This window comes from Ensifer sp. Root278 (assembly GCF_001429285.1).
Lineage (GTDB): Bacteria > Pseudomonadota > Alphaproteobacteria > Rhizobiales > Rhizobiaceae > Ensifer.
Genome location: NZ_LMJJ01000042.1, coordinates 128300 through 148633, shown reverse-complemented (window position 1 = coordinate 148633; position 20334 = coordinate 128300). Strand labels below are relative to the sequence as shown.

General features: G+C 62.3%; 22 protein-coding genes, 1 tRNA gene and 1 riboswitch. Of the genes, 19 read left to right on the top strand and 4 right to left on the bottom strand.

What is annotated here, in order from left to right:
- Positions 1 to 21: 21 nt before the first annotated feature.
- On the top strand, positions 22 to 456 hold the full coding sequence (locus ASE60_RS28470) for a metallopeptidase family protein (RefSeq protein ID WP_057254954.1): 435 nt from the start codon (positions 22 to 24) through the stop codon (positions 454 to 456).
- 222 nt (positions 457 to 678) lie between these two features.
- Here the strand turns inward: ASE60_RS28470 and ASE60_RS28465 are convergent, their stop codons facing one another.
- Positions 679 to 885 carry a DUF1737 domain-containing protein gene (locus ASE60_RS28465; RefSeq protein WP_057254953.1) on the bottom strand — a complete coding sequence of 69 codons (207 nt, stop codon included), beginning with the start codon at positions 883 to 885 and terminating at the stop codon, positions 679 to 681.
- Positions 882 to 1787 carry a CoA ester lyase gene (locus tag ASE60_RS28460; protein ID WP_057254952.1) on the bottom strand — a complete coding sequence of 302 codons (906 nt, stop codon included), beginning with the start codon at positions 1785 to 1787 and terminating at the stop codon, positions 882 to 884. The genes ASE60_RS28465 and ASE60_RS28460 overlap by 4 nt, the downstream gene beginning before the upstream one ends.
- A 125-nt stretch (positions 1788 to 1912) precedes the next feature.
- Between ASE60_RS28460 and ASE60_RS28455 the strand changes: the two genes are divergently transcribed.
- The 9 genes from ASE60_RS28455 to ASE60_RS28415 all read left to right on the top strand — a co-directional run bounded on the left by ASE60_RS28455 (position 1913) and on the right by ASE60_RS28415 (position 9001).
- Entirely contained in the window at positions 1913 to 2167 is a 255-nt protein-coding gene (locus ASE60_RS28455; protein WP_057254951.1) for a hypothetical protein, read from the top strand.
- A gap of 188 nt (positions 2168 to 2355) precedes the next feature.
- Complete coding sequence (locus ASE60_RS28450; protein ID WP_057254950.1) at positions 2356 to 2787, top strand: glyoxalase/bleomycin resistance/extradiol dioxygenase family protein; 432 nt, start codon at positions 2356 to 2358, stop codon at positions 2785 to 2787.
- Between the two features lie 154 nt (positions 2788 to 2941).
- Positions 2942 to 3547 (top strand): 3-isopropylmalate dehydratase small subunit, encoded by a 606-nt coding sequence (leuD, locus tag ASE60_RS28445; protein WP_057254949.1) that lies wholly within the window; start codon positions 2942 to 2944, stop codon positions 3545 to 3547.
- An 8-nt stretch (positions 3548 to 3555) separates the two neighbouring features.
- Complete coding sequence (locus tag ASE60_RS28440) at positions 3556 to 3936, top strand: RidA family protein (protein WP_057254948.1); 381 nt, start codon at positions 3556 to 3558, stop codon at positions 3934 to 3936.
- A gap of 112 nt (positions 3937 to 4048) precedes the next feature.
- Positions 4049 to 4888: a MoxR family ATPase gene (locus tag ASE60_RS28435; RefSeq protein ID WP_057254947.1), complete on the top strand. Its 840-nt coding sequence runs from the start codon at positions 4049 to 4051 to the stop codon at positions 4886 to 4888.
- The gene (locus ASE60_RS28430; protein ID WP_057254946.1) at positions 4885 to 5337 is read left to right on the top strand and encodes an NUDIX domain-containing protein; all 453 of its coding nucleotides are present in this window, start codon (positions 4885 to 4887) and stop codon (positions 5335 to 5337) included. Before ASE60_RS28435 ends, ASE60_RS28430 begins: the two co-directional genes overlap by 4 nt.
- Positions 5338 to 5564: 227 nt before the next feature.
- Positions 5565 to 5642: riboswitch (SAM riboswitch) on the top strand.
- A 61-nt stretch (positions 5643 to 5703) separates the two neighbouring features.
- Positions 5704 to 6636, top strand: a complete 933-nt coding sequence (gene metA / locus ASE60_RS28425) for a homoserine O-succinyltransferase (RefSeq protein WP_057254945.1) — start codon at positions 5704 to 5706, stop codon at positions 6634 to 6636.
- 3 nt (positions 6637 to 6639) lie between these two features.
- The gene (locus ASE60_RS28420) at positions 6640 to 7824 is read left to right on the top strand and encodes a VWA domain-containing protein (RefSeq protein WP_057254944.1); all 1185 of its coding nucleotides are present in this window, start codon (positions 6640 to 6642) and stop codon (positions 7822 to 7824) included.
- Between the two features lie 160 nt (positions 7825 to 7984).
- Positions 7985 to 9001 (top strand): aldose epimerase family protein, encoded by a 1017-nt coding sequence (locus tag ASE60_RS28415; RefSeq protein WP_057254943.1) that lies wholly within the window; start codon positions 7985 to 7987, stop codon positions 8999 to 9001.
- A 189-nt stretch (positions 9002 to 9190) separates the two neighbouring features.
- Here the strand turns inward: ASE60_RS28415 and ASE60_RS28410 are convergent.
- A tRNA-Gly gene (locus tag ASE60_RS28410) sits at positions 9191 to 9265 on the bottom strand.
- Positions 9266 to 9513: 248 nt separating this feature from the next.
- Between ASE60_RS28410 and ASE60_RS28405 the strand changes: the two genes are divergently transcribed.
- The 4 genes from ASE60_RS28405 (at position 9514) to ASE60_RS28390 (ending at position 12133) form a co-directional block, all read left to right on the top strand.
- Positions 9514 to 10023 carry a prolyl-tRNA synthetase associated domain-containing protein gene (locus ASE60_RS28405; protein WP_082616175.1) on the top strand — a complete coding sequence of 170 codons (510 nt, stop codon included), beginning with the start codon at positions 9514 to 9516 and terminating at the stop codon, positions 10021 to 10023.
- Between the two features lie 58 nt (positions 10024 to 10081).
- Positions 10082 to 11056, top strand: coding sequence for a thioredoxin (gene trxA, locus ASE60_RS28400; RefSeq protein WP_057254941.1), 975 nt, complete (start codon positions 10082 to 10084; stop codon positions 11054 to 11056).
- A 197-nt stretch (positions 11057 to 11253) separates the two neighbouring features.
- Positions 11254 to 11934, top strand: coding sequence for an LON peptidase substrate-binding domain-containing protein (locus ASE60_RS28395; protein WP_057254940.1), 681 nt, complete (start codon positions 11254 to 11256; stop codon positions 11932 to 11934).
- Positions 11935 to 11944: 10 nt separating this feature from the next.
- The gene (locus ASE60_RS28390) at positions 11945 to 12133 is read left to right on the top strand and encodes a Trm112 family protein (RefSeq protein WP_057254939.1); all 189 of its coding nucleotides are present in this window, start codon (positions 11945 to 11947) and stop codon (positions 12131 to 12133) included.
- A 210-nt stretch (positions 12134 to 12343) separates the two neighbouring features.
- Here ASE60_RS28390 and ASE60_RS28385 read toward each other — a convergent pair whose 3' ends face one another.
- Complete coding sequence (locus ASE60_RS28385; RefSeq protein WP_057254938.1) at positions 12344 to 13558, bottom strand: ubiquinone biosynthesis hydroxylase; 1215 nt, start codon at positions 13556 to 13558, stop codon at positions 12344 to 12346.
- 84 nt (positions 13559 to 13642) lie between these two features.
- Here ASE60_RS28385 and tesB point away from each other — a divergent pair, with 84 nt between their 5' ends.
- The 5 genes from tesB to ASE60_RS28360 all read left to right on the top strand — a co-directional run bounded on the left by tesB (position 13643) and on the right by ASE60_RS28360 (position 20295).
- On the top strand, positions 13643 to 14527 hold the full coding sequence (tesB, locus tag ASE60_RS28380) for an acyl-CoA thioesterase II (protein WP_057254937.1): 885 nt from the start codon (positions 13643 to 13645) through the stop codon (positions 14525 to 14527).
- A gap of 234 nt (positions 14528 to 14761) precedes the next feature.
- Complete coding sequence (locus ASE60_RS28375; protein WP_057254936.1) at positions 14762 to 15100, top strand: P-II family nitrogen regulator; 339 nt, start codon at positions 14762 to 14764, stop codon at positions 15098 to 15100.
- Positions 15101 to 15127: 27 nt separating this feature from the next.
- Positions 15128 to 16552 carry an ammonium transporter gene (locus tag ASE60_RS28370; protein WP_057254935.1) on the top strand — a complete coding sequence of 475 codons (1425 nt, stop codon included), beginning with the start codon at positions 15128 to 15130 and terminating at the stop codon, positions 16550 to 16552.
- A gap of 233 nt (positions 16553 to 16785) precedes the next feature.
- On the top strand, positions 16786 to 19440 hold the full coding sequence (locus ASE60_RS28365) for a DNA translocase FtsK (protein ID WP_057254934.1): 2655 nt from the start codon (positions 16786 to 16788) through the stop codon (positions 19438 to 19440).
- A 192-nt stretch (positions 19441 to 19632) separates the two neighbouring features.
- Positions 19633 to 20295 carry an outer membrane lipoprotein carrier protein LolA gene (locus ASE60_RS28360; protein ID WP_057254933.1) on the top strand — a complete coding sequence of 221 codons (663 nt, stop codon included), beginning with the start codon at positions 19633 to 19635 and terminating at the stop codon, positions 20293 to 20295.
- Positions 20296 to 20334: the final 39 nt, after the last annotated feature.

Below are 20334 nucleotides of genomic sequence, written 5' to 3'. Positions count from 1 at the left end.
GGAGGGCAACAAGGAGTGCCTATGGCCCGCATTGACCAGACCGATGATTGGCGGGAACGCCACGCACCGACGCTTACCACTTTTGAACAGCTCGCACTGGAAGCCTACGGCCACCTGCCGCAGGAATTCCGCCAGCTGACGACCGACCTCATCATCGAAGTTGCCGACTTCCCGAGCGACGACATTTTCGAGGACATGGCACTGGAAACGCCTTTCGACCTGCTCGGCCTTTTCGAGGGCCGTGGCATCAGCGAGCGCTTCACCATGGAAACCGGCCAGTTTCCAAACCGCATCACCCTCTATCGCCGCCCGATCATCGACTATTGGGCTGAGAACGAGGAGACGCTGGGTGACATCATCACCCATGTCCTGATCCATGAGATCGGCCATCACTTCGGCCTTTCCGACGACGACATGGAGCGGATCGAAGCCAGCGTCGAGCACGTCGGCGGCTAACCCGTTTTATCTGCCCCTCATCCGCCTGCCGGCACCTTCTCCCCGCAAGCGGGGCGAAGGAGACTCGCGGTACCGTTCGCATCCCAATCGGAGCACGGGTTAACCGATACCAGAAAACAGGCCTCACACGCCGATTGCGAGCATCAACCGCGTCCCCTCGCCCCGCCTGCGGGGAGAGGGTTAGGGTGAGGGGCAAACTTGCACGACGGCAAACAGCCTCGACTACTGTTCCGACAGCTTGATATCCGGGGTGTAATCCTTGCCCTCGACCTCCTTGAACACCGCCTGGCCGCACTGCATGTGCTGCGTATCGGCATTGAAGGCATAGGTGGGCGAGCCGTGCAGGCTCCAGCCCTGGTTCAGCGCTGCCGTCACCTTGTGACAGAAGGAAGCGTCGTCGGGACCGGTCAGGAAGCGATAGAGTTTCAAGATCTTGTCTTTCGTTTTTCGATGAGATCCGCCTTGGCGGCGAGCATCACGGCCTGATCGAGGTGCAGCCGCTCGACCATCCGTCCGTTGAGATTGATGACGCCCTTGCCGGCGTTTTCCGAGAGCGCAAAGGCAGCGATGATCGCGCGCGCCTCGTCGACGGCGATCTGCTCGACGCCGAAACGTTCGTTCGCCGGGCCGATCTGGGCCGGGTGGATCAGCATCTTGCCGTCATAGCCCATGTCGCGGCCCTGCCGGCATTCCTCGTCGAATCCATCAGCGTCGCGAAAATCGTTGAACACGGCGTCGATGACGTCGAGCCCGCCGCCGCGCGCCGCCAGCAGGATCTGCATCAGCCAGGGGATCAGATAGGGACGGCCGGGGCGATCCGGAACGCCGGTGTCCTTGCGCAGGTCGTTGAGACCAACGACGAAACAATCGAGCCGGCCGCCGAAGGTGCGGCCGGTCTCGGCGATAAGAGGCGCGTTGATGACACCGCGCGGCGTCTCGATCATCGCCCAGAGACGCAGCGTCTCCGGCGCATCGTTTTCGGCCAGCCAGTCGGCCGCCGCCTGGATATCCGCCGGGCTTTCGACCTTCGGCAGAAGAATGGCGTCGGGCTTCGCCGCAAGCACCGCGGCGAGATCGTCCTGGCCAAAGCCGGAACCGAGCGCATTGATGCGGATGACGATCTCACAATCCGGCCGGTTCGTCGTCAGATGCCGAACCAGCGCCTCGCGTGCTTCCATCTTGCGCTCAGGCGCAACCGCATCCTCGAGATCGAAGATCGCGGCATCGGTCGCGAGTTCAGCGACCTTGGCAAGCGCGCGGGCATTGTCGGCCGGCACCGATAGCACCGAGCGACGCAGGCGCACCGGGTGATGTTCGATCGATTTGCTCATGTTTCAGTTGTGCCCGCCTTTGCCTCGTTCCGCAAGACGAGGCGAACCGCCGCACCCCTTTCGCAAAGCCGCCTCTTGCAAGTGCGGGGAGGAGCCCCCACATCGCCATCAGAAAGGTGACGATTATGCAAAGCATTCGCTCTGTTCTCTTCACGGCCGCAGCCCTGACCATCACGTTTGCGGCCTTCGTTCTGACCGCCTCGCTGGCGCTGGCACTGGCCGGCATCGCCGCCGTCGTCGTGATCGGCAGCGCGATTGCCGCCCGGCTGAACCTCAGGCCGGCCCGCGCCACCGCCCGTCCGGCCGCCGCCGCTGCCGCCCACGGCCAGCGCGAGATGCGCATCTGGAACGACGGTCGCGGCACGATCATCGACCTCTGATCCCGGCGATCGTAGTGATCCGCAATCGGGCCGATCCGTAATCGGCTCGAAGCCTTTTGCTGTTTCTCGAGAGCTGCCATTCAGCCGGCTGCGAAATTTTTCCATCCCCGTGTCGGATCCATCGCTCCATGTCCGTCCTTGAGGCAGGCCAGCACGGTCCTGGCTCTTCGAACAGGATGGAGAACGACATGGACACTGAGACGCAGCAAACCGAAACGAAGCAGCCGGCACCGGTCCTGAACGGGCTTCTGCCCTATCTTCAGGTCGATGGCGCCGCCAAGGCATCCGAATTCTACCAGCGCGCCTTCGGCGCCAAGGAGGTCAACCGGCATCCGCTCGACGAGCAGGGCCGGACGATGCACATCCATCTCTACGTCAACGGCAGCTCGCTGATGCTGGCGGATGCCTATCCGGAATATGGCCATCCGCTGGAAAAGCCGCAGGCCTTTACCTTGACGCTCACCGTCGAGGACATCGATGCCTGGTGGGACCGCGCCGTTGCCGCCGGCGCCGAGGTGGTGATGCCGATCGAGGTGATGTTCTGGGGCGACCGCTACGGCCAGCTCCGCGATCCCTTCGGCGTTCTCTGGGCCATGAACAGCCCGGTGAAGGCAGGCTGAGGCTTCCCGACAATCGAAATCCGGGCGAAGCTTTCACCGGGCGGGCATTTTCACCCGCCCGGCGAAGCGTGTTTGGATAGATTTTCCTTCATTTCGGCGCAAAACTCATCTAAACGCTAGCGCAACATTCTTCTGAAATCGAAGGCCTGAAGTTATGGAAAAATTCGTCAAGCTCACCGGTGTCGCCGCCCCCCTCCCCGTCGTCAACATCGACACGGACATGATCATTCCGAAGGATTACCTGAAGACGATCAAGCGCACCGGCCTAGGCAAGGGTCTTTTCGCCGAAGCCCGCTACAATGAGGATGGCTCGGTCAACCCGGACTTCGTGCTCAACAAACCCGCCTACCAGAACGCCAAGATCCTGGTTGCCGGCGACAACTTCGGCTGCGGCTCCTCGCGCGAGCATGCCCCCTGGGCGCTGCTCGACTTCGGCATCCGCTGCGTGATCTCCACGTCCTTTGCCGACATCTTCTACAACAACTGTTTTAAGAACGGCATTCTGCCGATCGTCGTCAGCCAGGCCGACCTCGACAAGCTGATGGACGACGCTTCGCGCGGCTCCAACGCCATCCTCTCGGTCGACCTGGAATCCCAGGAAATCACCGGCCCGGACGGCGGCTCGGTCAAGTTCGAGGTCGATGCCTTCAAGCGCCACTGCCTGCTGAACGGCCTCGACGATATCGGCCTGACGCTGGAAAAGGCAACCGCGATCGACAGCTTCGAGAAGACGGTCGGCGCCTCGCGCCCCTGGGCTTAAAGCGAGACATGGCGCGCAAGCTCATCTCTTCGGGTTCGCCCTTCGAAAAGACGGCAGGCTATTCGCGTGCCGTCGCGATGGGCGACTGGTGCTTCGTCTCCGGCACGACCGGCTACGACTATGCCACCATGACCATGCCCGAAACGGTGGAAGAGCAGGCGCGCAATTGCCTGAAGACGATCGAGGGCGCACTGAAGGAAGCGGGCTTCTCGCTTAAAGACGTGGTGCGCAATCACTACTACGTCACCGATGCCAGCTTCGCCGACCGGGTGTTCCCGATCTTCGGCGAAGTCTTCGGCGAGATCCGTCCGGCCGCAACCATGATCGTCTGCGATCTGATCCGCCCGGAAATGCTGATCGAGATCGAAGTCACCGCCCTCCGCGGCTGAGACCGAGCTTTTCTGCTAACGCCATCTCTTCTCAAATCGATTCCGATTTTGGCCAATATGCGATAGTCCATGGACACCGCCTGCTAGACCTATGCTGAACCGGAAGACGATTATGCAATTCGAAGGCACCGCAGATTACATCGCCGACAAGGACCTGATGATCGCCGTCAATGCTGCGATCCGGCTGGAGCGGCCGCTGCTCGTCAAGGGTGAACCCGGCACCGGCAAGACCGAGCTTGCCCGCCAGATTGCCGCTGCCCTTGGCCTCGATCTGATCGAATGGAGCGTCAAGTCGACGACCAAGGCGCAGCAGGGCCTTTACGAGTATGATGCCGTGTCGCGCCTGCGCGACAGCCAACTCGGCGACGAGCGCGTCAACGAGGTCAGGAACTATATCCGCAAGGGCAAGCTCTGGCAGGCCTTCGAGGCCGACCGTCGCGTGGTGCTTCTGATCGACGAGATCGACAAGGCCGACATCGAGTTTCCGAACGACCTCTTGCAGGAACTCGACCGCATGGAATTCCATGTCTACGAGACCGGCGAGATGATCGGCGCCCGTCACCGGCCGATCGTCATCATCACCTCCAACAACGAGAAGGAACTGCCGGACGCCTTCCTGCGTCGCTGCTTCTTCCACTATATCCGCTTCCCCGATGCCGAAACGCTCGCGCGCATCGTCGAGGTGCACTATCCCGGCATCCGCAAAACGCTGCTATCTGCGGCCCTTGCCGCCTTCTACGACATCCGCCAGGTGCCGGGCCTCAAGAAGAAGCCGTCCACCTCCGAAGCGCTCGACTGGATCCGCCTGCTTGTCGCCGACGAGGTCGATCCGGCCGACCTCCGCGTCGACGCCAAGACCATGCTGCCGAAGCTGCACGGGGCGCTGTTGAAGAACGAGCAGGACGTGCATCTCTTCGAGCGCCTGGCCTTCATGGCGCGCCGCGACGGATGAGGCCGGACGCCCACAAGGTCCTGATCTACGCCACCTGGCAGGACCACCTGCTGGTCTTCGACGAGCCGGACTTTCCCGAAATCGAGTTGCAGGTACCCGGCGGCACGATGGAGCCGGGCGAAAGCCCTGAAGCTGCCGCCTTGCGGGAATTCGTGGAAGAGACCGGGCTGACGCCATCGCGGGCCCTCACCCATCTCGTCACGAAGGACTACTCCTTCCGGAAGGAAGGCCAGACCATCTGCCATCGCCGGCACTATTTTCATATCGCCCTTGCCGGCGAGCAACAGAAAACCTGGCTGCACCATGAAATGACGCCCTTTGGCGGTGGTGCGCCGATCCGCTTTCGCTTCTTCTGGCTCGGCTTAGACGAGGCTAGCCGTCGGCTCGGATACGGCATGCAGGACGGCCTAGATTATCTTCACACGCACGGAAGTTGCCCCTCACCCTAGCCCTCTCCCCGCAGCCGGGGAGAGGGGACGGAAATGGCGACGGTCGCCGCGAGACAATGATGTCCGGGCTTCTTTCTGGAACGGAAATGATCGGCCCCTGGGAGGCGCGAGCGGGTGCCACAAGCTCCCTTCTCCCCGCCTGCGGGGAGAAGGTCGCGGCAGCGGGATGAGAGGCCGCCCGACCGCCCGAATCGTTTTTCTTGACCCCCGCGCCCCAGTCGCGCTATCAAATTCCTCGTGGTGATTTGGCCGGCCGGCTTGCAGCCACGTTAAACAAGTCGCTAAAGGGCCGAGGAAAGTTGGATTTCCGAGGACCGGTCGCGATCAATCGCCGCCGGTTTTTTTGTATTGATCGAGTGGAAGCCCATGCCCATCAAGATTCCCGATACGCTGCCCGCTTTCGAAACCCTCGTGCATGAGGGTGTGCGGGTGATGACCGAGACCGTGGCGATCCGTCAGGATATCCGCCCGCTCCAGATCGGGCTCCTGAACCTCATGCCGAACAAGATCAAGACCGAGATCCAGATGGCGCGCCTGATCGGCGCCTCGCCGCTGCAGGTGGAATTGTCGCTGGTACGCATCGGCGCCCACCGGGCGAAGAACACCTCGGAAGATCACCTGCTTTCTTTCTACGAGACCTGGGACGAGGTGAAGGGCCGCAAGTTCGACGGCTTCATCATCACCGGCGCGCCGGTCGAGACGCTCGAATACGAGGACGTCACCTATTGGGACGAATTGAAGCGCATCCTCGACTGGACGGAGACCAACGTGCATTCGACGCTCAACGTCTGCTGGGGGGCGATGGCGGCGATCTACCATTTCCACGACGTGCCGAAGTATCCGCTGAACGAGAAGGCCTTCGGCGTCTACCGCCACCAGAACCTCAATCGCTCGTCGGTCTATCTCAACGGCTTCTCCGACGACTTCGCCGTCCCCGTCTCGCGTTGGACCGAGGTCAGGCGTGCCGACATCGACAAGGTGCCCAGCCTCGAAATCCTGATGGAATCGAAGGAGATGGGCGTCTGCCTCGTGCACGAGAAAAAGGGCAACCGGCTCTACATGTTCAACCACGTGGAGTATGATTCGACCTCGCTGTCGGACGAATATTTTCGCGACGTGGACGCAGGCGTGCCGATCAAGATGCCGCACGACTATTTCCCGCACAACGATTCGACCCTGCCGCCGCAGAACCGCTGGCGCAGCCATGCGCACCTCTTCTTCGGCAACTGGATCAACGAGATGTACCAGACGACGCCCTATGATCTCGCAGAGATCGGCACCGGAGAAAGCCAGGACTGACCGATGTTCATCCCCTTCTTCCTCGAACTCAAAGCGGCGAAAGTTCCGGTGACGCTCCGGGAATTCCTGTCGCTGATCGAGGGGATGGAGGCGGGCATCGCCACATTCGATGTCGAAGCCTTCTACTTCCTGGCGCGCACGGCGCTGGTGAAGGACGAGCGCCATATCGACCGCTTCGACCGGGTGTTCCAGCACTGCTTCTCCGGGCTCGAGGCGGTCAATCCCATGGAGACGGGCGAAGAGGCCGTCATCCCCGAGGACTGGCTGCGCAAGCTCGCCGAAAAACACCTGACCGAGGAAGAAAAGCGCCTGATCGAATCCCTCGGGGGCTTCGACAAGCTGATGGAGACCCTGCGCCAACGGCTTCGGGAGCAGCAAGGCCGGCATCAGGGCGGCTCGAAATGGATCGGCACCGCCGGCACCTCCCCCTTCGGCGCCTATGGCTACAATCCCGAAGGGGTCAGGATCGGCCAGGACCAGTCGCGCCACCGCCGCGCCGTCAAGGTCTGGGACCGGCGCGAGTTCAGGGATTATGATGACACGGTCGAACTCGGCACCCGCAACATCAAGGTGGCGCTGAAAAGGCTCAGGCGCTGGGTGCGCCAGGGGGCGGCTGACGAACTCGACCTTTCCGGCACGATCCGTGCCACCGCCGAGCACGGCTATCTCGACGTGGTGACGCGGCCCGAACGCCGCAATGCGGTCAAGCTGCTGATGTTCTTCGATATCGGCGGCTCGATGGACGATCACATCCGCATCGTCGAGGAACTGTTTTCAGCCGCCCGCGGCGAGTTCCGCCATATGGAGCATTTCTACTTCCACAACTGTGTCTATGAGGGTCTGTGGAAGGACAATCGTCGCCGCCGCGTCGACATCACCCGCACCACCGAAGTGCTGCGCACCTATGGCGGCGACTATCGCGCCATCTTCGTCGGCGACGCGTCGATGAGCCCCTATGAGATCAGCCATCCCGGCGGCTCGGTCGAACATTGGAACGACGAGGCAGGCGCACTCTGGCTTTCGCGCATGACAGCGCATTTTCCGCGTTCGATCTGGATCAATCCCGTGCCCGAACAGCACTGGGGCTACACCCAGTCGATCGGCATGGTGAAGAGCCTGTTCGAGGGGCGGATGTTCCCTTTGACGCTCGCCGGCCTGCAGGATGCCACCAAGCAGCTATCGCGCTGACATGACCGCAGAGAGGTCGCTGTAGCACCTTGAATAGCTAGACGTTTTTGCCCTCAGGCCAGAGACGAAGCAAGGCCCCATTTAGTATGATTTTCCGGTTGCCGTGCCTTTGGAAATGACGCAGGTTGCTGCGGTCGCGAAGAGGGAGCCAGCGGTGAACATGCATCAGAACACGGAAATCTTCGGCCATCTGCCGTCCGGCGAGCCGGTCCATCGTATGGTGCTCTCCGGTGGCGGCCTCACCGCCCATGTCTTGACCTGGGGCTCGGTGATCCAGGACCTGCGCCTGGAAGGCCATGAGCCGCCATTGGTGCTCGGTTTCGCCGATCTCGAAAGCTATCTCGCCCATTCGCCCTATCTCGGCGCGACACCGGGGCGCTGCGCCAACCGGATCGCCGACGGGCGCTTCACGCTCGACGGTGAGACCTACCAGCTCGAACTGAACGAGAAGGGTGTCACCCACCTGCACGGCGGCAGCGACAATATCGGCAAGCGCAACTGGACGATCGTCCGCCAGACGCCTGATAGCGTGACGCTCACCATTACCGATCCGGATGGACGCGCCGGCTATCCCGGCAACTGCAAGGTCACTTGCACCTACGCGCTGAAGCCCGGCGGCGTCTTGAGCGTCGTCTACGAGAGCGAGACCGACCGGCCGACGCTCGCCAATGTCTGCCAGCACAGCTACTTCAATCTCGACGGCACTGTCGACGCGCTCGGACACGACATCATGATCGCCGCCGACCACTACCTGCCGACCAACGAACGCCAGGTGCCGACGGGCGAGATCCGTGCGGTCGAGGGCACCGCCTTCGATCTCCGCGAAATGACGTCGATGCGTCGCCAGACCGAAGGTGAACGCATCAGCTACGACCACAATTTCTGCCTTTCGAACGAGCCCATGGCGAAACATTCGGTGGCGCTTGCCCGCAGCATCAATTCCGGCGTCACGCTCGAAGTGCTGACGACCGAGCCTGGTGTGCAGCTCTATACCGGCGCAAAGCTCGACATCCCCGTCCCCGGCCTCGAGGGACGCCGCTACGGCGCATTTGCCGGTTTCTGCCTGGAAACGCAGATCTGGCCGGACGCCATCAACCATGCCGGCTTCCCGAACGCGGTACTGCGCACCGGTGAGATCCGCCGGCAGGAGACGGACTACGTCTTCATGAAGAGCTGAGTGGCGCGCGGGTGTCGACGATCTCTAGCGACAAGGGAAGGGACGGCGAACGTTCCAAAGGACCGTCGTGCTGTCCGATCGCCGACAGGTGTTCGCATGGCGAAGCATCCGGTTGCGAAGCGCAATGCGCCTGACGGCGGATGCCGTTCATTTCCAAAATAACAGTGAAATGAAGTGGTTGGGAGAAATTGGAGCGGGTGAGGCGATTCGAACGCCCGACCCCAACCTTGGCAAGGTTGTGCTCTACCCCTGAGCTACACCCGCTCATAAACCGCGGCCCGGGGGTAGTCGGTGGGCCGTGGCGTCGCTGTCTTGCGGCGACGGGCGGTATATGGCCTAAGCGATTTTGGAATGCAACAGGGAAATGACGAGAAATCGAATATTTTTTTGGAGACCCTTCGCGAAGCCCGGAAATGCCGCGTTTTTGGCCGCTGCCGCCGCCTGTGAGATTGCGCGGCCACCGCCTTCTCCCCTAAAGCAGAGGCGAAACGAATGCCCAAGGGATGAGAATCATGAGTGAATCACAGCCGAAGACCGCCGAAGACCTCTTTCATTTTCTCGACGGACTTGGGATCGAGCATAAAACCAAGAGCCACGAGCCGGTGTTCACCGTCGCCGAATCGGTAGCGCTGCGCGACGAGATCCCCGGCGGCCATACGAAAAACCTTTTCGTGAAGGACAAGAAGGACAACTATTTCCTGCTAACCGTCGAGGAACACGCGACGGTGGACCTGAAGACCGTTCACCAGGTGATCGGCGCGGCAAGCAAGGTGTCCTTCGGCAAGCCGGAGAAGCTGATGGAGTATCTGGGCGTCATCCCAGGTGCCGTGACCGCCTTCGGCGCGATCAACGACACCGAGGGCAACGTCAAGATGATCCTCGACGAGGAGCTGATGAAGTTCGACGTCGTCAACTGCCATCCGCTCTCCAATGACGCGACGACCTCGATCGCATCCAGCGATCTGCTGCGCTTCATGGAAGCGACCGGACACGAACCGCTTGTCTTGAAAGTCACGGCCTGACATACGATCTTTGGCGCGAATGCAGTAAGCTGGCAGACGAGCCGGCGAGGAGAGAAGAATGACGGGCAGCGACAATCCCTATGCAGGGTCTTTCGGCACTCAGATGACGGCTTCGGCCTCTTTCGGTCAGCCGGCGCCGGCGGCCGCGTCGGACGGTGACCTGATCAAGGAAACCACCACTGCCAACTTCACCAAGGACGTGCTCGACGCCTCCAGGCAGCAGCCGGTTCTCGTCGATTTCTGGGCGCCCTGGTGCGGCCCCTGCAAGCAGCTGACCCCCGTCATCGAAAAGGTGGTCACGGAAGCCGCAGGCCGCGTCAAACTCGTGAAGATGAACATCGACGATCATCCCTCGATCGCCGGACAGCTCGGCATCCAGTCGATCCCCGCCGTCATCGCCTTCGTCGGCGGGCGTCCGGTCGATGGCTTCATGGGCGCGGTGCCGGAAAGCCAGATCAAGCAATTCATCGAAAAGATCGCCGGTCCGGCCGTCGACGACAGCAAGGCCGAGATCGAAGCGGTTCTCGCCGATGCCAAGGCGCTGCTCGACGCCGGTGACGCCCAGAACGCCGCCGGCCTCTACGGCGCCGTGCTTCAGGCCGACCCCGAAAACGTCGTGGCGATCGCCGGCATGGTCGATTGCATGATCGCGCTCGGCCAGGTCGCCGAAGCCCGCGAAGCGCTCTCCGGGCTGCCGGAAGACCTTGCCAAGGACGCAGGCATTGCGGCCATCGGCAAGAAGCTCGACCAGATCGAGGAAGCCCGCAAGCTCGGCGATCCCAACGAGTTCGAGCGGCGCCTTGCCGCAAATCCCGATGATCATGAGGCGCGCGTGCTGCTCGCCAAGATCCGCAATGTCGAAGGCGACCGGACGGCTGCGGCCGATCACCTGCTGACGGTCATGAAGCGCGATCGAACTTTCGACGACGACGGCGCGCGGCGCGAGTTGCTCTCCTTCTTCGAGGTCTGGGGACCGAAGGATCCGGCAACGATCGCCGCACGGCGCAAGCTCTCGTCGATCCTGTTCTCCTGAGCCGTCAGGCATTTTTTTCGAGGAGGGGCGCTGTTTGCGCCCCTTTTTCGTAAGTGCGTCTGATCACGATCCACATTCACCCATGAAGATCGGTGTGCTCGTCCCTTGAGATTTTCAAGGAATGCACCATCTTTTGGTCTGGTTGACCACGCTTCCTTGGCGGGGCAAGAGCGGACATCTGCAAGGTCTATCGGAAAATGCACGTCGGAAATGCACGCTATCTCGGTCCGAAGGACTTGCCGGAGATCATTCCGGTGTTTCCGCTGACCGGTGCCCTGCTGCTTCCCGGCGCCCAGCTTCCGCTCAACATCTTCGAACCGCGCTACCTTGCCATGCTCGATGACGCGCTCTCCGGCAACCGCCTGATCGGCATCGTGCAGCCCTCCTTCTGCGAAGGCCGCAGCGAGACTGCCACCGGCCCGATGCAGGCGCTCTGCGAGGTCGGCTGCATCGGCCGCATCACCTCCTTCGCCGAGACCGGCGATGGCCGCTACATCACCTCGCTCACCGGCGTCTGCCGCTACCGGCTGTTTTCGGAAGTTTCAGCGACGCGCGGTTACCGCCGTTTCCGCATCGGCCCCTTTGCCGCCGATCTCGAAAACCGTGACGATGAAACTCTCGTCGACCGGGCAGCTCTGCTTGCCGCCTTCAAGGCCTATCTCGAAGCCAACAAGCTCAAGGCCGATTGGGAAAGCGTCGAACGGGCGAGCAACCGCACCCTGGTCAATTCCATGGCGATGATGTCGCCCTACGGCCCGGCAGAAAAACAGGCGCTGCTCGAAGCGCCCGATCTCAAGACACGCGCGGAAACCCTGATCGCCATCACCGAGATCGTGCTCGCGCGCGACTTCGGCGATATGGACAGCATCCTGCAGTGAGCGACGGATAATGGATATCAACGCCAGCAAGGTCGATCCGAAACTGCTTGAACTGCTCGTCTGCCCGCTGACCAAGGGGCGGCTGAGTTACCACGCCGAAGCCAACGAACTTATCTCGGAAAAGGCCCGCCTCGCCTATCCGATACGCGACGGCGTGCCGATCATGCTGGTCTCGGAAGCCCGCAAGATCGAGGATTGAGGGCGCGGCCGCCACCTCGTTGAGAGGTAGTTGCCCCTCATCCGGCCTGCCGGCCACCTTCTCCCCGCAGGCGGGGAGAAGGAACCTCGTGGCGCACTCGGCGCCAACCTCTTCTCTTCGACATCAAGACAGTGCCACGCATTCGACCGAGTCCCCTCGCCCCGCTTGCGGGGAGAGGGCTAGGGTGAGGGGCAATCCTCAGGTCGATGTTCAGATCGGCTCGCCCGACAAGAGCCGCGGATCCGCCTCGCTGGCAATCCCGGCCGCCTGGCGAATGAAGAAATTCTTGAGAGACGGCAGCCGGTCGACCAGACCGAGGCCGAAGTCGCGGGCGATGCGAACCGGAGTGATATCGTTGGAAAACAGCCGGTTGAGCACGTCGGTCGTCACCCCCATGCGGAAGGTGTCGAACCGCCGCCAGCTCTGGTAGCGCTCGAGCACGGCGAGCGAGCCGATGTCGAGCCCGAGGCGATCCGCCTCGACGATCGTTTCCGCCAACGCCGCCACGTCCTTGAAGCCGAGATTGAGCCCCTGCCCCGAGATCGGATGAATGCCGTGGGCCGCGTCCCCGGCAAGCGCGAAACGTGGTTTGACAAAATCGCGCGCAAGCGTCAGCCCCAGCGGAAAGGCCCGCCGTCCGCCGACCACCTTCAGGTGCCCGAGCTTGTGGCCGAAGCGGCGCTCCAACTCTTCCTCGAACAGGAAATCGTCGCCGGCGACCAGGCGTTCGGCGTCCTCGGTACGCTCGGTCCAGACCAGCGACGAGCGGTTGTTCTTGAGCGGCAGGGTCGCAAACGGACCGGCCGGCAGGAAATGCTCCTCCGCCGTGCCTTCGTGCGGCCGTTCGTGTTCGACCGTCGTGACGATGCCGGACTGGCCGTAGTCGAATTCGACCGTCTTGATGCCGGCAGCATCGCGCAGCTTGGAGCGTACGCCGTCACAGGCGACGAGCAGGCGCGCTTCCAGTTCTTCGCCGTCGGCGAGCGTGATGGCGACCGCATGGTCGCCGCTTTTAAAGGTTTCGACCATCGTCGACTGACGATTGACGACGCCAAGGTCCTCGCACGCCCCGCGCAGCGCGCCGACCATTGCCGTGTTCGGCACCATATGGGCAAAGGGCCGGCCATCGCCGCTGTCGCCATCGAAGGTCAGGAACACAGGGCGCACCGGATCGGCCGCCTTTGAATCGGTAATCACCATGCGGCGGATCGGCTCCGCCTCCGGCACGATCTGATCCCAGACGCCAAGCACGTCGAGCATGCGTTCGGCAGCCGACGCAACCGCCGAGGCGCGCTGGTCCTTCTTCCAGGCGCCTTCCGGCGCGCCGTCGATCACCATGACGCTGAGATGCGGCGCCGCCTTTTTCAGGGAAACGGCGAGCGAAAGGCCGACATAGCCGCCACCGGCAATCAAGACATCGAGCATCGGCTTTCTCCGTCGCACTTGAGCATCGTTTTATGTCTATATAGATCAATGCCATCGACGTTCCTACCATCGGAGACAGCCGAAATGTCGCGCCCTACCGAGACCGCCACACCCATGGATGCGCTGCTCGCCATTCTCGATATCGAGAAGCTGGAGGAAAACCTGTTCCGCGGCTTGAGCCCGCAGGTCGGCTGGCAGCGGGTCTTCGGCGGCCAGGTCATCGGCCAAGCACTGGTGGCGGCCCAGCGCACCGTCGACGCGGACCGCTTCGTCCATTCGCTGCATGCCTATTTCATGCGGCCGGGCGATCCATCCGTGCCGATCATCTACGAGGTAGACCGTATCCGCGACGGTTCGAGCTTCGCCACAAGGCGCGTCGTCGCCATCCAGCACGGCAAGGCGATCTTCTCGATGTCCGCCTCTTTCCAGTACGACGAGGACGGTTTCGACCACCAGATCGAAATGCCGAAACTCGCCATGCCGGAAACCCTGCCGGGCGAACAGGAGCTGAAGGAGAAATTCCTCGTGCATGCGCCGGAAGCGATCCGGCGCTACTGGGAGCGGCCGCGACCGATCGAGATCCGCCCGGCCTCGCTGCACCACTATTTCACCCGTAACGACGGCAAGCCGATCCAGGACGTCTGGGTCAAGGCGGTCGGCACGGTTCCGGACGAGCGCCATATCCAGGCGGCCATCCTTGCCTATCTCTCCGACATGACCCTGCTCGACACCTCGCTCTATGCGCACGGCACCTCGGTCTTCGATCGGAACCTGCAGGTCGCGAGCCTCGATCACGCCATGTGGTTCCACCGCCCCTGCAAGATGGACGACTGGCTGCTCTATACCCAGGACAGTCCGAGTGCACATGGTGCCCGCGGGATGACCAGAGGCAGCCTTTTTACGCGTTCCGGCGTGCTGATCGCCTCCGTCGCCCAGGAAGGGCTGATCCGGAAAAAGGCAACTGAATAGAAAACGGGCAGTTTTTTCAATCTGCCTATTTTTTAATCTTCTAAATTGACGATTTTTTGATGCGCCGCAGCATTGTCGCTGCGGCGTCCGCTTTTCCCATTGTTTTTCATAGACTTAGAACAGACATCCGAATCTGGCACGCCCCTTGAATGTCATTATCCGGTTGCACGGCGCACTGGCGCTCCGCAGCAAGGAGAGATGGCCTCCTCCGGAGGCGAACAAGGATGAAACCAGATGAAAATTGTGATGGCCATTATCAAGCCGTTCAAGCTCGATGAGGTTCGCGAAGCCCTCACTGCTGTCGGCATCCAGGGCCTGACCGTGACCGAAGTCAAAGGCTACGGCCGCCAGAAGGGACACACCGAAATCTACCGCGGCACCGAATATGCCGTCAGCTTCCTGCCGAAACTGAAGATCGAAATCGCCGTTCCCTCGGAGCTCGTCGACATGGCGGTGGAAGCGATCGCCGCAGCCGCCAAGACCGGCCAGATCGGCGACGGCAAGATCTTCGTCTACGCCATTGACCATGCCGTGCGCATCCGCACCGGCGAAACCGATTCAGAAGCGTTGTAAATCACGCCGTTCAGGGAGCACTACTCGATGTCATCTACGAAACTTTCCACCTCTCTTGGACGCCTCGGCGCGCTGACGGCCGCCTTGCTTGCGCCGGTTGTCGCCTTCGCACAGGAAACAGCCCCGGCTGCAACGGAGGCTGTTGCCGCCGTCCCGGTTCCCGACAAGGGCGATACCACCTGGATGCTCTTGTCCACCATTCTCGTGCTCCTCATGACCGTTCCGGGCCTTGCGCTCTTCTACGGCGGCCTGGTGCGCGCCAAGAACATGCTGTCGGTTCTGATGCAGGTACTGATGATCACCGCGATCGTCATGATTATCTGGGTCACCTACGGCTACTCGCTGGCCTTCACTGACGGCGGCTCGCTCAACCCGTTCGTCGGCGGCTTTTCGAAGATGTTCCTTGCCGGCGTTGATACGACAACGCTCGCCGAGAGCTTCTCCAAGGGCGTGTTCATCCCCGAATATGTCTTCGTGGTGTTCCAGATGACCTTCGCCTGCATCACGCCGGCGCTGATCGTCGGCGCCTTTGCCGAGCGCATCCGGTTTTCGGCCGTCGTCCTGTTCGTCATTCTCTGGGTCACTTTCGTCTACTTCCCGATCGCCCACATGGTCTGGTTCTGGGGCGGCCCGAGCGCCTACACGGCTCCGACCGGCCTGATTTTCTCCTTCGGCGCTATCGACTTTGCCGGCGGTACCGTGGTCCACATCAATGCCGGTATTGCCGGCCTCGTCGGCGCCATTCTGCTCGGCAAGCGTACGGGCTTTAAGAGGGAAATCATGGCTCCGCATTCGATGACGCTCACGATGGTCGGCGCATCGCTGCTCTGGGTCGGCTGGTTCGGCTTCAACGCCGGCTCCAACCTTGAAGCCAACGCCTATGCCGGCCTCGCGATGATCAATACATTCCTCGCAACTGCCGCTGCCATCATCTCCTGGGCGGTCGTCGAAACGCTCGTCCGCAGCAAGGCTTCGATGCTTGGTGCGGCCTCCGGTGCCGTCGCCGGTCTCGTCGCGATCACGCCGGCCGCTGGCTTTGCCGGCCCGATGGGCGCGATCGTGCTCGGTCTCATCGTCTCCCCCGTCTGCTACTTCTTCGTCGACGTCGTGAAGAACAAGTTCAACTACGACGACAGCCTTGACGTCTTCGGCGTTCATGGCGTCGGCGGCATCCTCGGCGCGATCGCCACGGGCATTCTTGTCAATCCGGCGCTCGGCGGTGCCGGCATCGTCGACTACTCGACCGCGGATTTCGCGGCGGGCTATCCCGGCGTGGCAACCCAGGTCCTGGCGCAGCTCAAGGGCGTACTCGTCACCGTCGTCTGGTCCGGCATCGGTTCGCTCATCATCTTCAAGATCGTGGACGCGATCGTCGGCCTGCGTGTCTCCGTCGAAGCCGAGCGCGAAGGCCTCGACCTCTCGTCCCACGGCGAAGCCGCCTACCACATCTAAGCGGATTGCAGCGTCGAATCTGGCGCCGCTCATAGTCCCGTCGCGATCCGTCTGATGCGGATCGCCCTTGGCCCGGATCGAAAGGTCCGGGCCTTTTTCATGCCGATCTTCAGGTCAACCACCGCTATTTTAGCGGCAACTACGCATGGTTAATGTCGCATTAACCGTACTCCGCTTAGGTTGATTCCATGGCGCGCAATGCGCCCTAGAGATCGAGACGGGCAGCAGGCAACATGAGCAGAAGCAATCCGGCAACGCTTGACAGCCGTTCCAACCGGTTCGTGCTAACCACCTTCGTTTGGCGACAGATCGCGTCGCTGGCGGGCTTTGCGCTGTTCGGCGCATTGGCGCTGGCCGTCGCGGCGCTATCGACATGGAACGTCGCCGACCCGAGCTTCTCCTACGCCACATCGGAAGCACCGACCAACGTGCTTGGTTATCCGGGTGCGGCCTTTGCCGATATCTTCATGCAGTTCTTCGGCCTTGCCAGCGTCGTCGCCCTTCTGCCGGCTGTCGCCTGGGCGCTCGTGCTGATCAGCGGCAAGCGCTTCGACAAGACCTTCAAGCGCCTTGGCGTCTGGTTCATCGGCTCCGTGCTTGCCGGCGCGGCGCTGAGCTGCGTCCCCGCCCCAATCACTTGGCCGCTGCCCAACGGCCTCGGCGGCGTCTTCGGCGATATGATTCTCCGCTTCCCGGCACTCTTCACCGGCGCCTTCCCGACCGGCACGCTCGCAACCGTACTCGCCTGCATCTTCGCCGCACCGGCCGCCTGGTGCCTGATCTACAGCGCCGGCCTCATCGGTGTCAGCGATGAAGAGGAAGACGAAGAGGTTGTCGAGCCGACGCCGAGCAAGGCGCGCACCGTTCGCGACGAGCTGGACGAGGACGACAGCGAGGGCCCCTTCACCCTGCTGATGGGCTCCTTCGCCCATATGCGCTACACCATGCACGCACGCGTGCGCCGCATTTTCGGCATGAGCGGCACGCGCAGTTCGCCCAAGCGCCAGTATGACGAGCCTTACGATTTCAACAACGACGAGTTCGGCACGCTGAACGAGCCGGTTCGGCCGAAGCCGATGGCCGCCGGTGACCGCATCGAACCCTCGCTCGATCGCTCCGAACGCCGCATCGTCACGCCGCCGCCAATCATGGCCGATGACGAGGACGACGACATGCCCTTCGACATCGACGAGCGTCGCCCTGCGGGCATCCTGCCCGACGACGAAGACGACGATCCGGCAGCCGACTGGGCGCCGCGGGCAGCGCCGCCGAAGCAGGGTCTGCTGAAGTCGGGCTCGCGCGTGGCAACGCCGGCTCCGCGTCCGAAGACCGGTCAGCGGATCGAGCGCGAAGCCCAACGCTCCTTCGTCGAGGACGATGGCGACTTCACGCTGCCTCCGATGCATTTCCTTGCGGAACCGAAGAACGTCGGCCGCGATGCATCGCTCTCACCGGACGCGCTCGAACAGAATGCCCGCATGCTCGAGGGTGTGCTTGAGGACTTCGGCGTCAAGGGCGAGATCATCCACGTCCGCCCCGGCCCGGTCGTAACCCTCTATGAACTGGAACCGGCACCCGGCATCAAGTCGTCCCGCGTCATCGGCCTTGCCGATGACATCGCCCGCTCGATGAGCGCGATCGCTGCCCGCGTCGCCGTCGTTCCCGGCCGCAACGCCATCGGCATCGAACTGCCGAACCAGCGGCGCGAGACCGTCTACCTGCGCGAGCTCATCGGCTCGCGTGACTTCGAGACCTCCAAGGCGCGCCTTGCCATGGCGCTCGGCAAGACGATCGGCGGCGAACCCGTGGTCGCCGATCTCGCCAAGATGCCGCATCTGCTCGTTGCCGGCACCACCGGTTCGGGTAAATCGGTCGCGATCAACACCATGATCCTGTCGCTGCTCTATCGCCTGCGCCCGGATCAGTGCCGCCTGATCATGATCGACCCGAAGATGCTCGAACTATCCGTCTATGACGGCATTCCGCACCTGCTTTCGCCCGTCGTCACTGACCCGAAGAAGGCGGTGGTCGCGCTGAAGTGGACGGTGCGCGAGATGGAAGAGCGCTACAAGAAGATGTCGAAAATCGGCGTGCGCAACATCGACGGCTTCAACAGCCGCGTCGAGCAGGCGCTTGCCAAGGGCGAGCAGATCACCCGCACGGTGCAGACCGGCTTCGACCGCCAGACGGGCGAAGCCATGTACGAGACCGAGGAATTCGATCTCACGCCGCTGCCCTACATTGTCGTCATCATCGACGAAATGGCCGACCTGATGATGGTCGCCGGCAAGGACATCGAAGGCGCGGTGCAGCGTCTCGCCCAGATGGCGCGCGCCGCCGGCATCCATGTCATCATGGCAACGCAGCGCCCCTCGGTCGACGTCATCACCGGCACGATCAAGGCCAACTTCCCGACCCGCATCTCGTTCCAGGTCACCTCGAAAATCGACAGCCGTACGATCCTTGGCGAACAGGGTGCCGAACAGCTGCTCGGCATGGGCGACATGCTCTACATGGCCGGTGGCGGTCGCATCCAGCGCGTCCACGGTCCCTTCGTCTCCGACACCGAGGTCGAAGAGGTCGTCGCCTATCTCAAGACCCAGGGCGTGCCGCAATATCTCGACGCGATCACCGAGGATGACGACGAGGATGGCGAAGGCGGCGGCCCTGCCGGTACCTCCAACCTCGCCGATTCGGACGACCCTTACGACCAGGCGGTCGCCGTCGTCCTGCGTGACGGCAAGGCATCCACATCCTACGTTCAACGGCGCCTCGGGATCGGTTACAATCGTGCCGCCTCGCTGATCGAGCGCATGGAGCAGGAAGGCATCATCGGCCCGGCGAACCACGCCGGAAAACGCGAAATACTGGTTCCGACCGAGGAATAAAGCAATTTCGGCAGGATCTCGGGGCGTTTTTCGTCCGGACTTATGCCGATAGATCAACACGGCAATCCCGCACCGGATTGCGGGGCCGAACTGGTAACGGTCATGTGAGAGCGCGAGCCTTAAAGCTCGAAAGTAGCGCCTTGAAGGCGCCGCACTTGCGCTCCAGATGATCCGTAAATGAAGGAGACTGAGATGACAGAGACCAAGAACGGCGAGCGCAACCACCCGGTAATTTCGCGCCGCCTCTTCGTGTGCGGGCTTGCGGCATTCGCCGGCATCGGCGGCACCGGCCTCGACATCGCTGAGGCCTTCGCCCAGGCGCCGAGGGCCGCCCAGAAGATCGCCGATCACTTCTCCTCGGTAAAGACGATGGCCGGCGAGTTCGTGCAGTTCGGCCCGCGCGGCGAGCAGACCGGCGGCAAGTTCTACATCCGCCGCCCCGGCCGCATCCGCTTCAACTACGAGGCCCCCTCGCCGATGCGTGTCATTGCCGACGGCAAGTCGGTGGTCATCGGCAATATGAAGCTCAAGACCTGGGACATCTATCCGCTGTCGAAGACACCGCTCAATCTGCTGCTCAGCGAGAAGATCGACCTGACCGGCAAGATGGTGCGCGACGTCAAGGAAGAGTCCGACCTCATCACCATCGTGCTTGGCGACCGCTCGATCTTCGGCGATTCGACCATCACCATGATGTTCGACCCGAAGACCTATGATCTGCGCCAGTGGACGATCACCGATGCGCAGAAGAAGGACACATCGGTCATGATCTTCAATGTCCAGACCGGGATGGCGCTGGACGACAAGGTCTTCCAGATCCCCTACGACGAGGTCCGTAACAAGCGGGGCGGCTGAGCGATCCAAACGCTACGAACCTATACGCGCCCACAAGAC

Coding starts and splice junctions, on each gene's coding strand:
- ASE60_RS28470 (WP_057254954.1), top strand. CDS start 22: ATGGCCCGCATTGACCAGACCGATGATTGGCGGGAACGCCACGCACCG.
- ASE60_RS28460 (WP_057254952.1), bottom strand. CDS start 1,787: ATGAGCAAATCGATCGAACATCACCCGGTGCGCCTGCGTCGCTCGGTG.
- ASE60_RS28455 (WP_057254951.1), top strand. CDS start 1,913: ATGCAAAGCATTCGCTCTGTTCTCTTCACGGCCGCAGCCCTGACCATC.
- ASE60_RS28450 (WP_057254950.1), top strand. CDS start 2,356: ATGGACACTGAGACGCAGCAAACCGAAACGAAGCAGCCGGCACCGGTC.
- leuD (WP_057254949.1), top strand. CDS start 2,942: ATGGAAAAATTCGTCAAGCTCACCGGTGTCGCCGCCCCCCTCCCCGTC.
- ASE60_RS28440 (WP_057254948.1), top strand. CDS start 3,556: ATGGCGCGCAAGCTCATCTCTTCGGGTTCGCCCTTCGAAAAGACGGCA.
- ASE60_RS28435 (WP_057254947.1), top strand. CDS start 4,049: ATGCAATTCGAAGGCACCGCAGATTACATCGCCGACAAGGACCTGATG.
- ASE60_RS28430 (WP_057254946.1), top strand. CDS start 4,885: ATGAGGCCGGACGCCCACAAGGTCCTGATCTACGCCACCTGGCAGGAC.
- metA (WP_057254945.1), top strand. CDS start 5,704: ATGCCCATCAAGATTCCCGATACGCTGCCCGCTTTCGAAACCCTCGTG.
- ASE60_RS28420 (WP_057254944.1), top strand. CDS start 6,640: ATGTTCATCCCCTTCTTCCTCGAACTCAAAGCGGCGAAAGTTCCGGTG.
- ASE60_RS28415 (WP_057254943.1), top strand. CDS start 7,985: ATGCATCAGAACACGGAAATCTTCGGCCATCTGCCGTCCGGCGAGCCG.
- ASE60_RS28405 (WP_082616175.1), top strand. CDS start 9,514: ATGAGTGAATCACAGCCGAAGACCGCCGAAGACCTCTTTCATTTTCTC.
- trxA (WP_057254941.1), top strand. CDS start 10,082: ATGACGGGCAGCGACAATCCCTATGCAGGGTCTTTCGGCACTCAGATG.
- ASE60_RS28395 (WP_057254940.1), top strand. CDS start 11,254: ATGCACGTCGGAAATGCACGCTATCTCGGTCCGAAGGACTTGCCGGAG.
- ASE60_RS28390 (WP_057254939.1), top strand. CDS start 11,945: ATGGATATCAACGCCAGCAAGGTCGATCCGAAACTGCTTGAACTGCTC.
- ASE60_RS28385 (WP_057254938.1), bottom strand. CDS start 13,558: ATGCTCGATGTCTTGATTGCCGGTGGCGGCTATGTCGGCCTTTCGCTC.
- tesB (WP_057254937.1), top strand. CDS start 13,643: ATGTCGCGCCCTACCGAGACCGCCACACCCATGGATGCGCTGCTCGCC.
- ASE60_RS28375 (WP_057254936.1), top strand. CDS start 14,762: ATGAAAATTGTGATGGCCATTATCAAGCCGTTCAAGCTCGATGAGGTT.
- ASE60_RS28370 (WP_057254935.1), top strand. CDS start 15,128: ATGTCATCTACGAAACTTTCCACCTCTCTTGGACGCCTCGGCGCGCTG.
- ASE60_RS28365 (WP_057254934.1), top strand. CDS start 16,786: ATGAGCAGAAGCAATCCGGCAACGCTTGACAGCCGTTCCAACCGGTTC.
- ASE60_RS28360 (WP_057254933.1), top strand. CDS start 19,633: ATGACAGAGACCAAGAACGGCGAGCGCAACCACCCGGTAATTTCGCGC.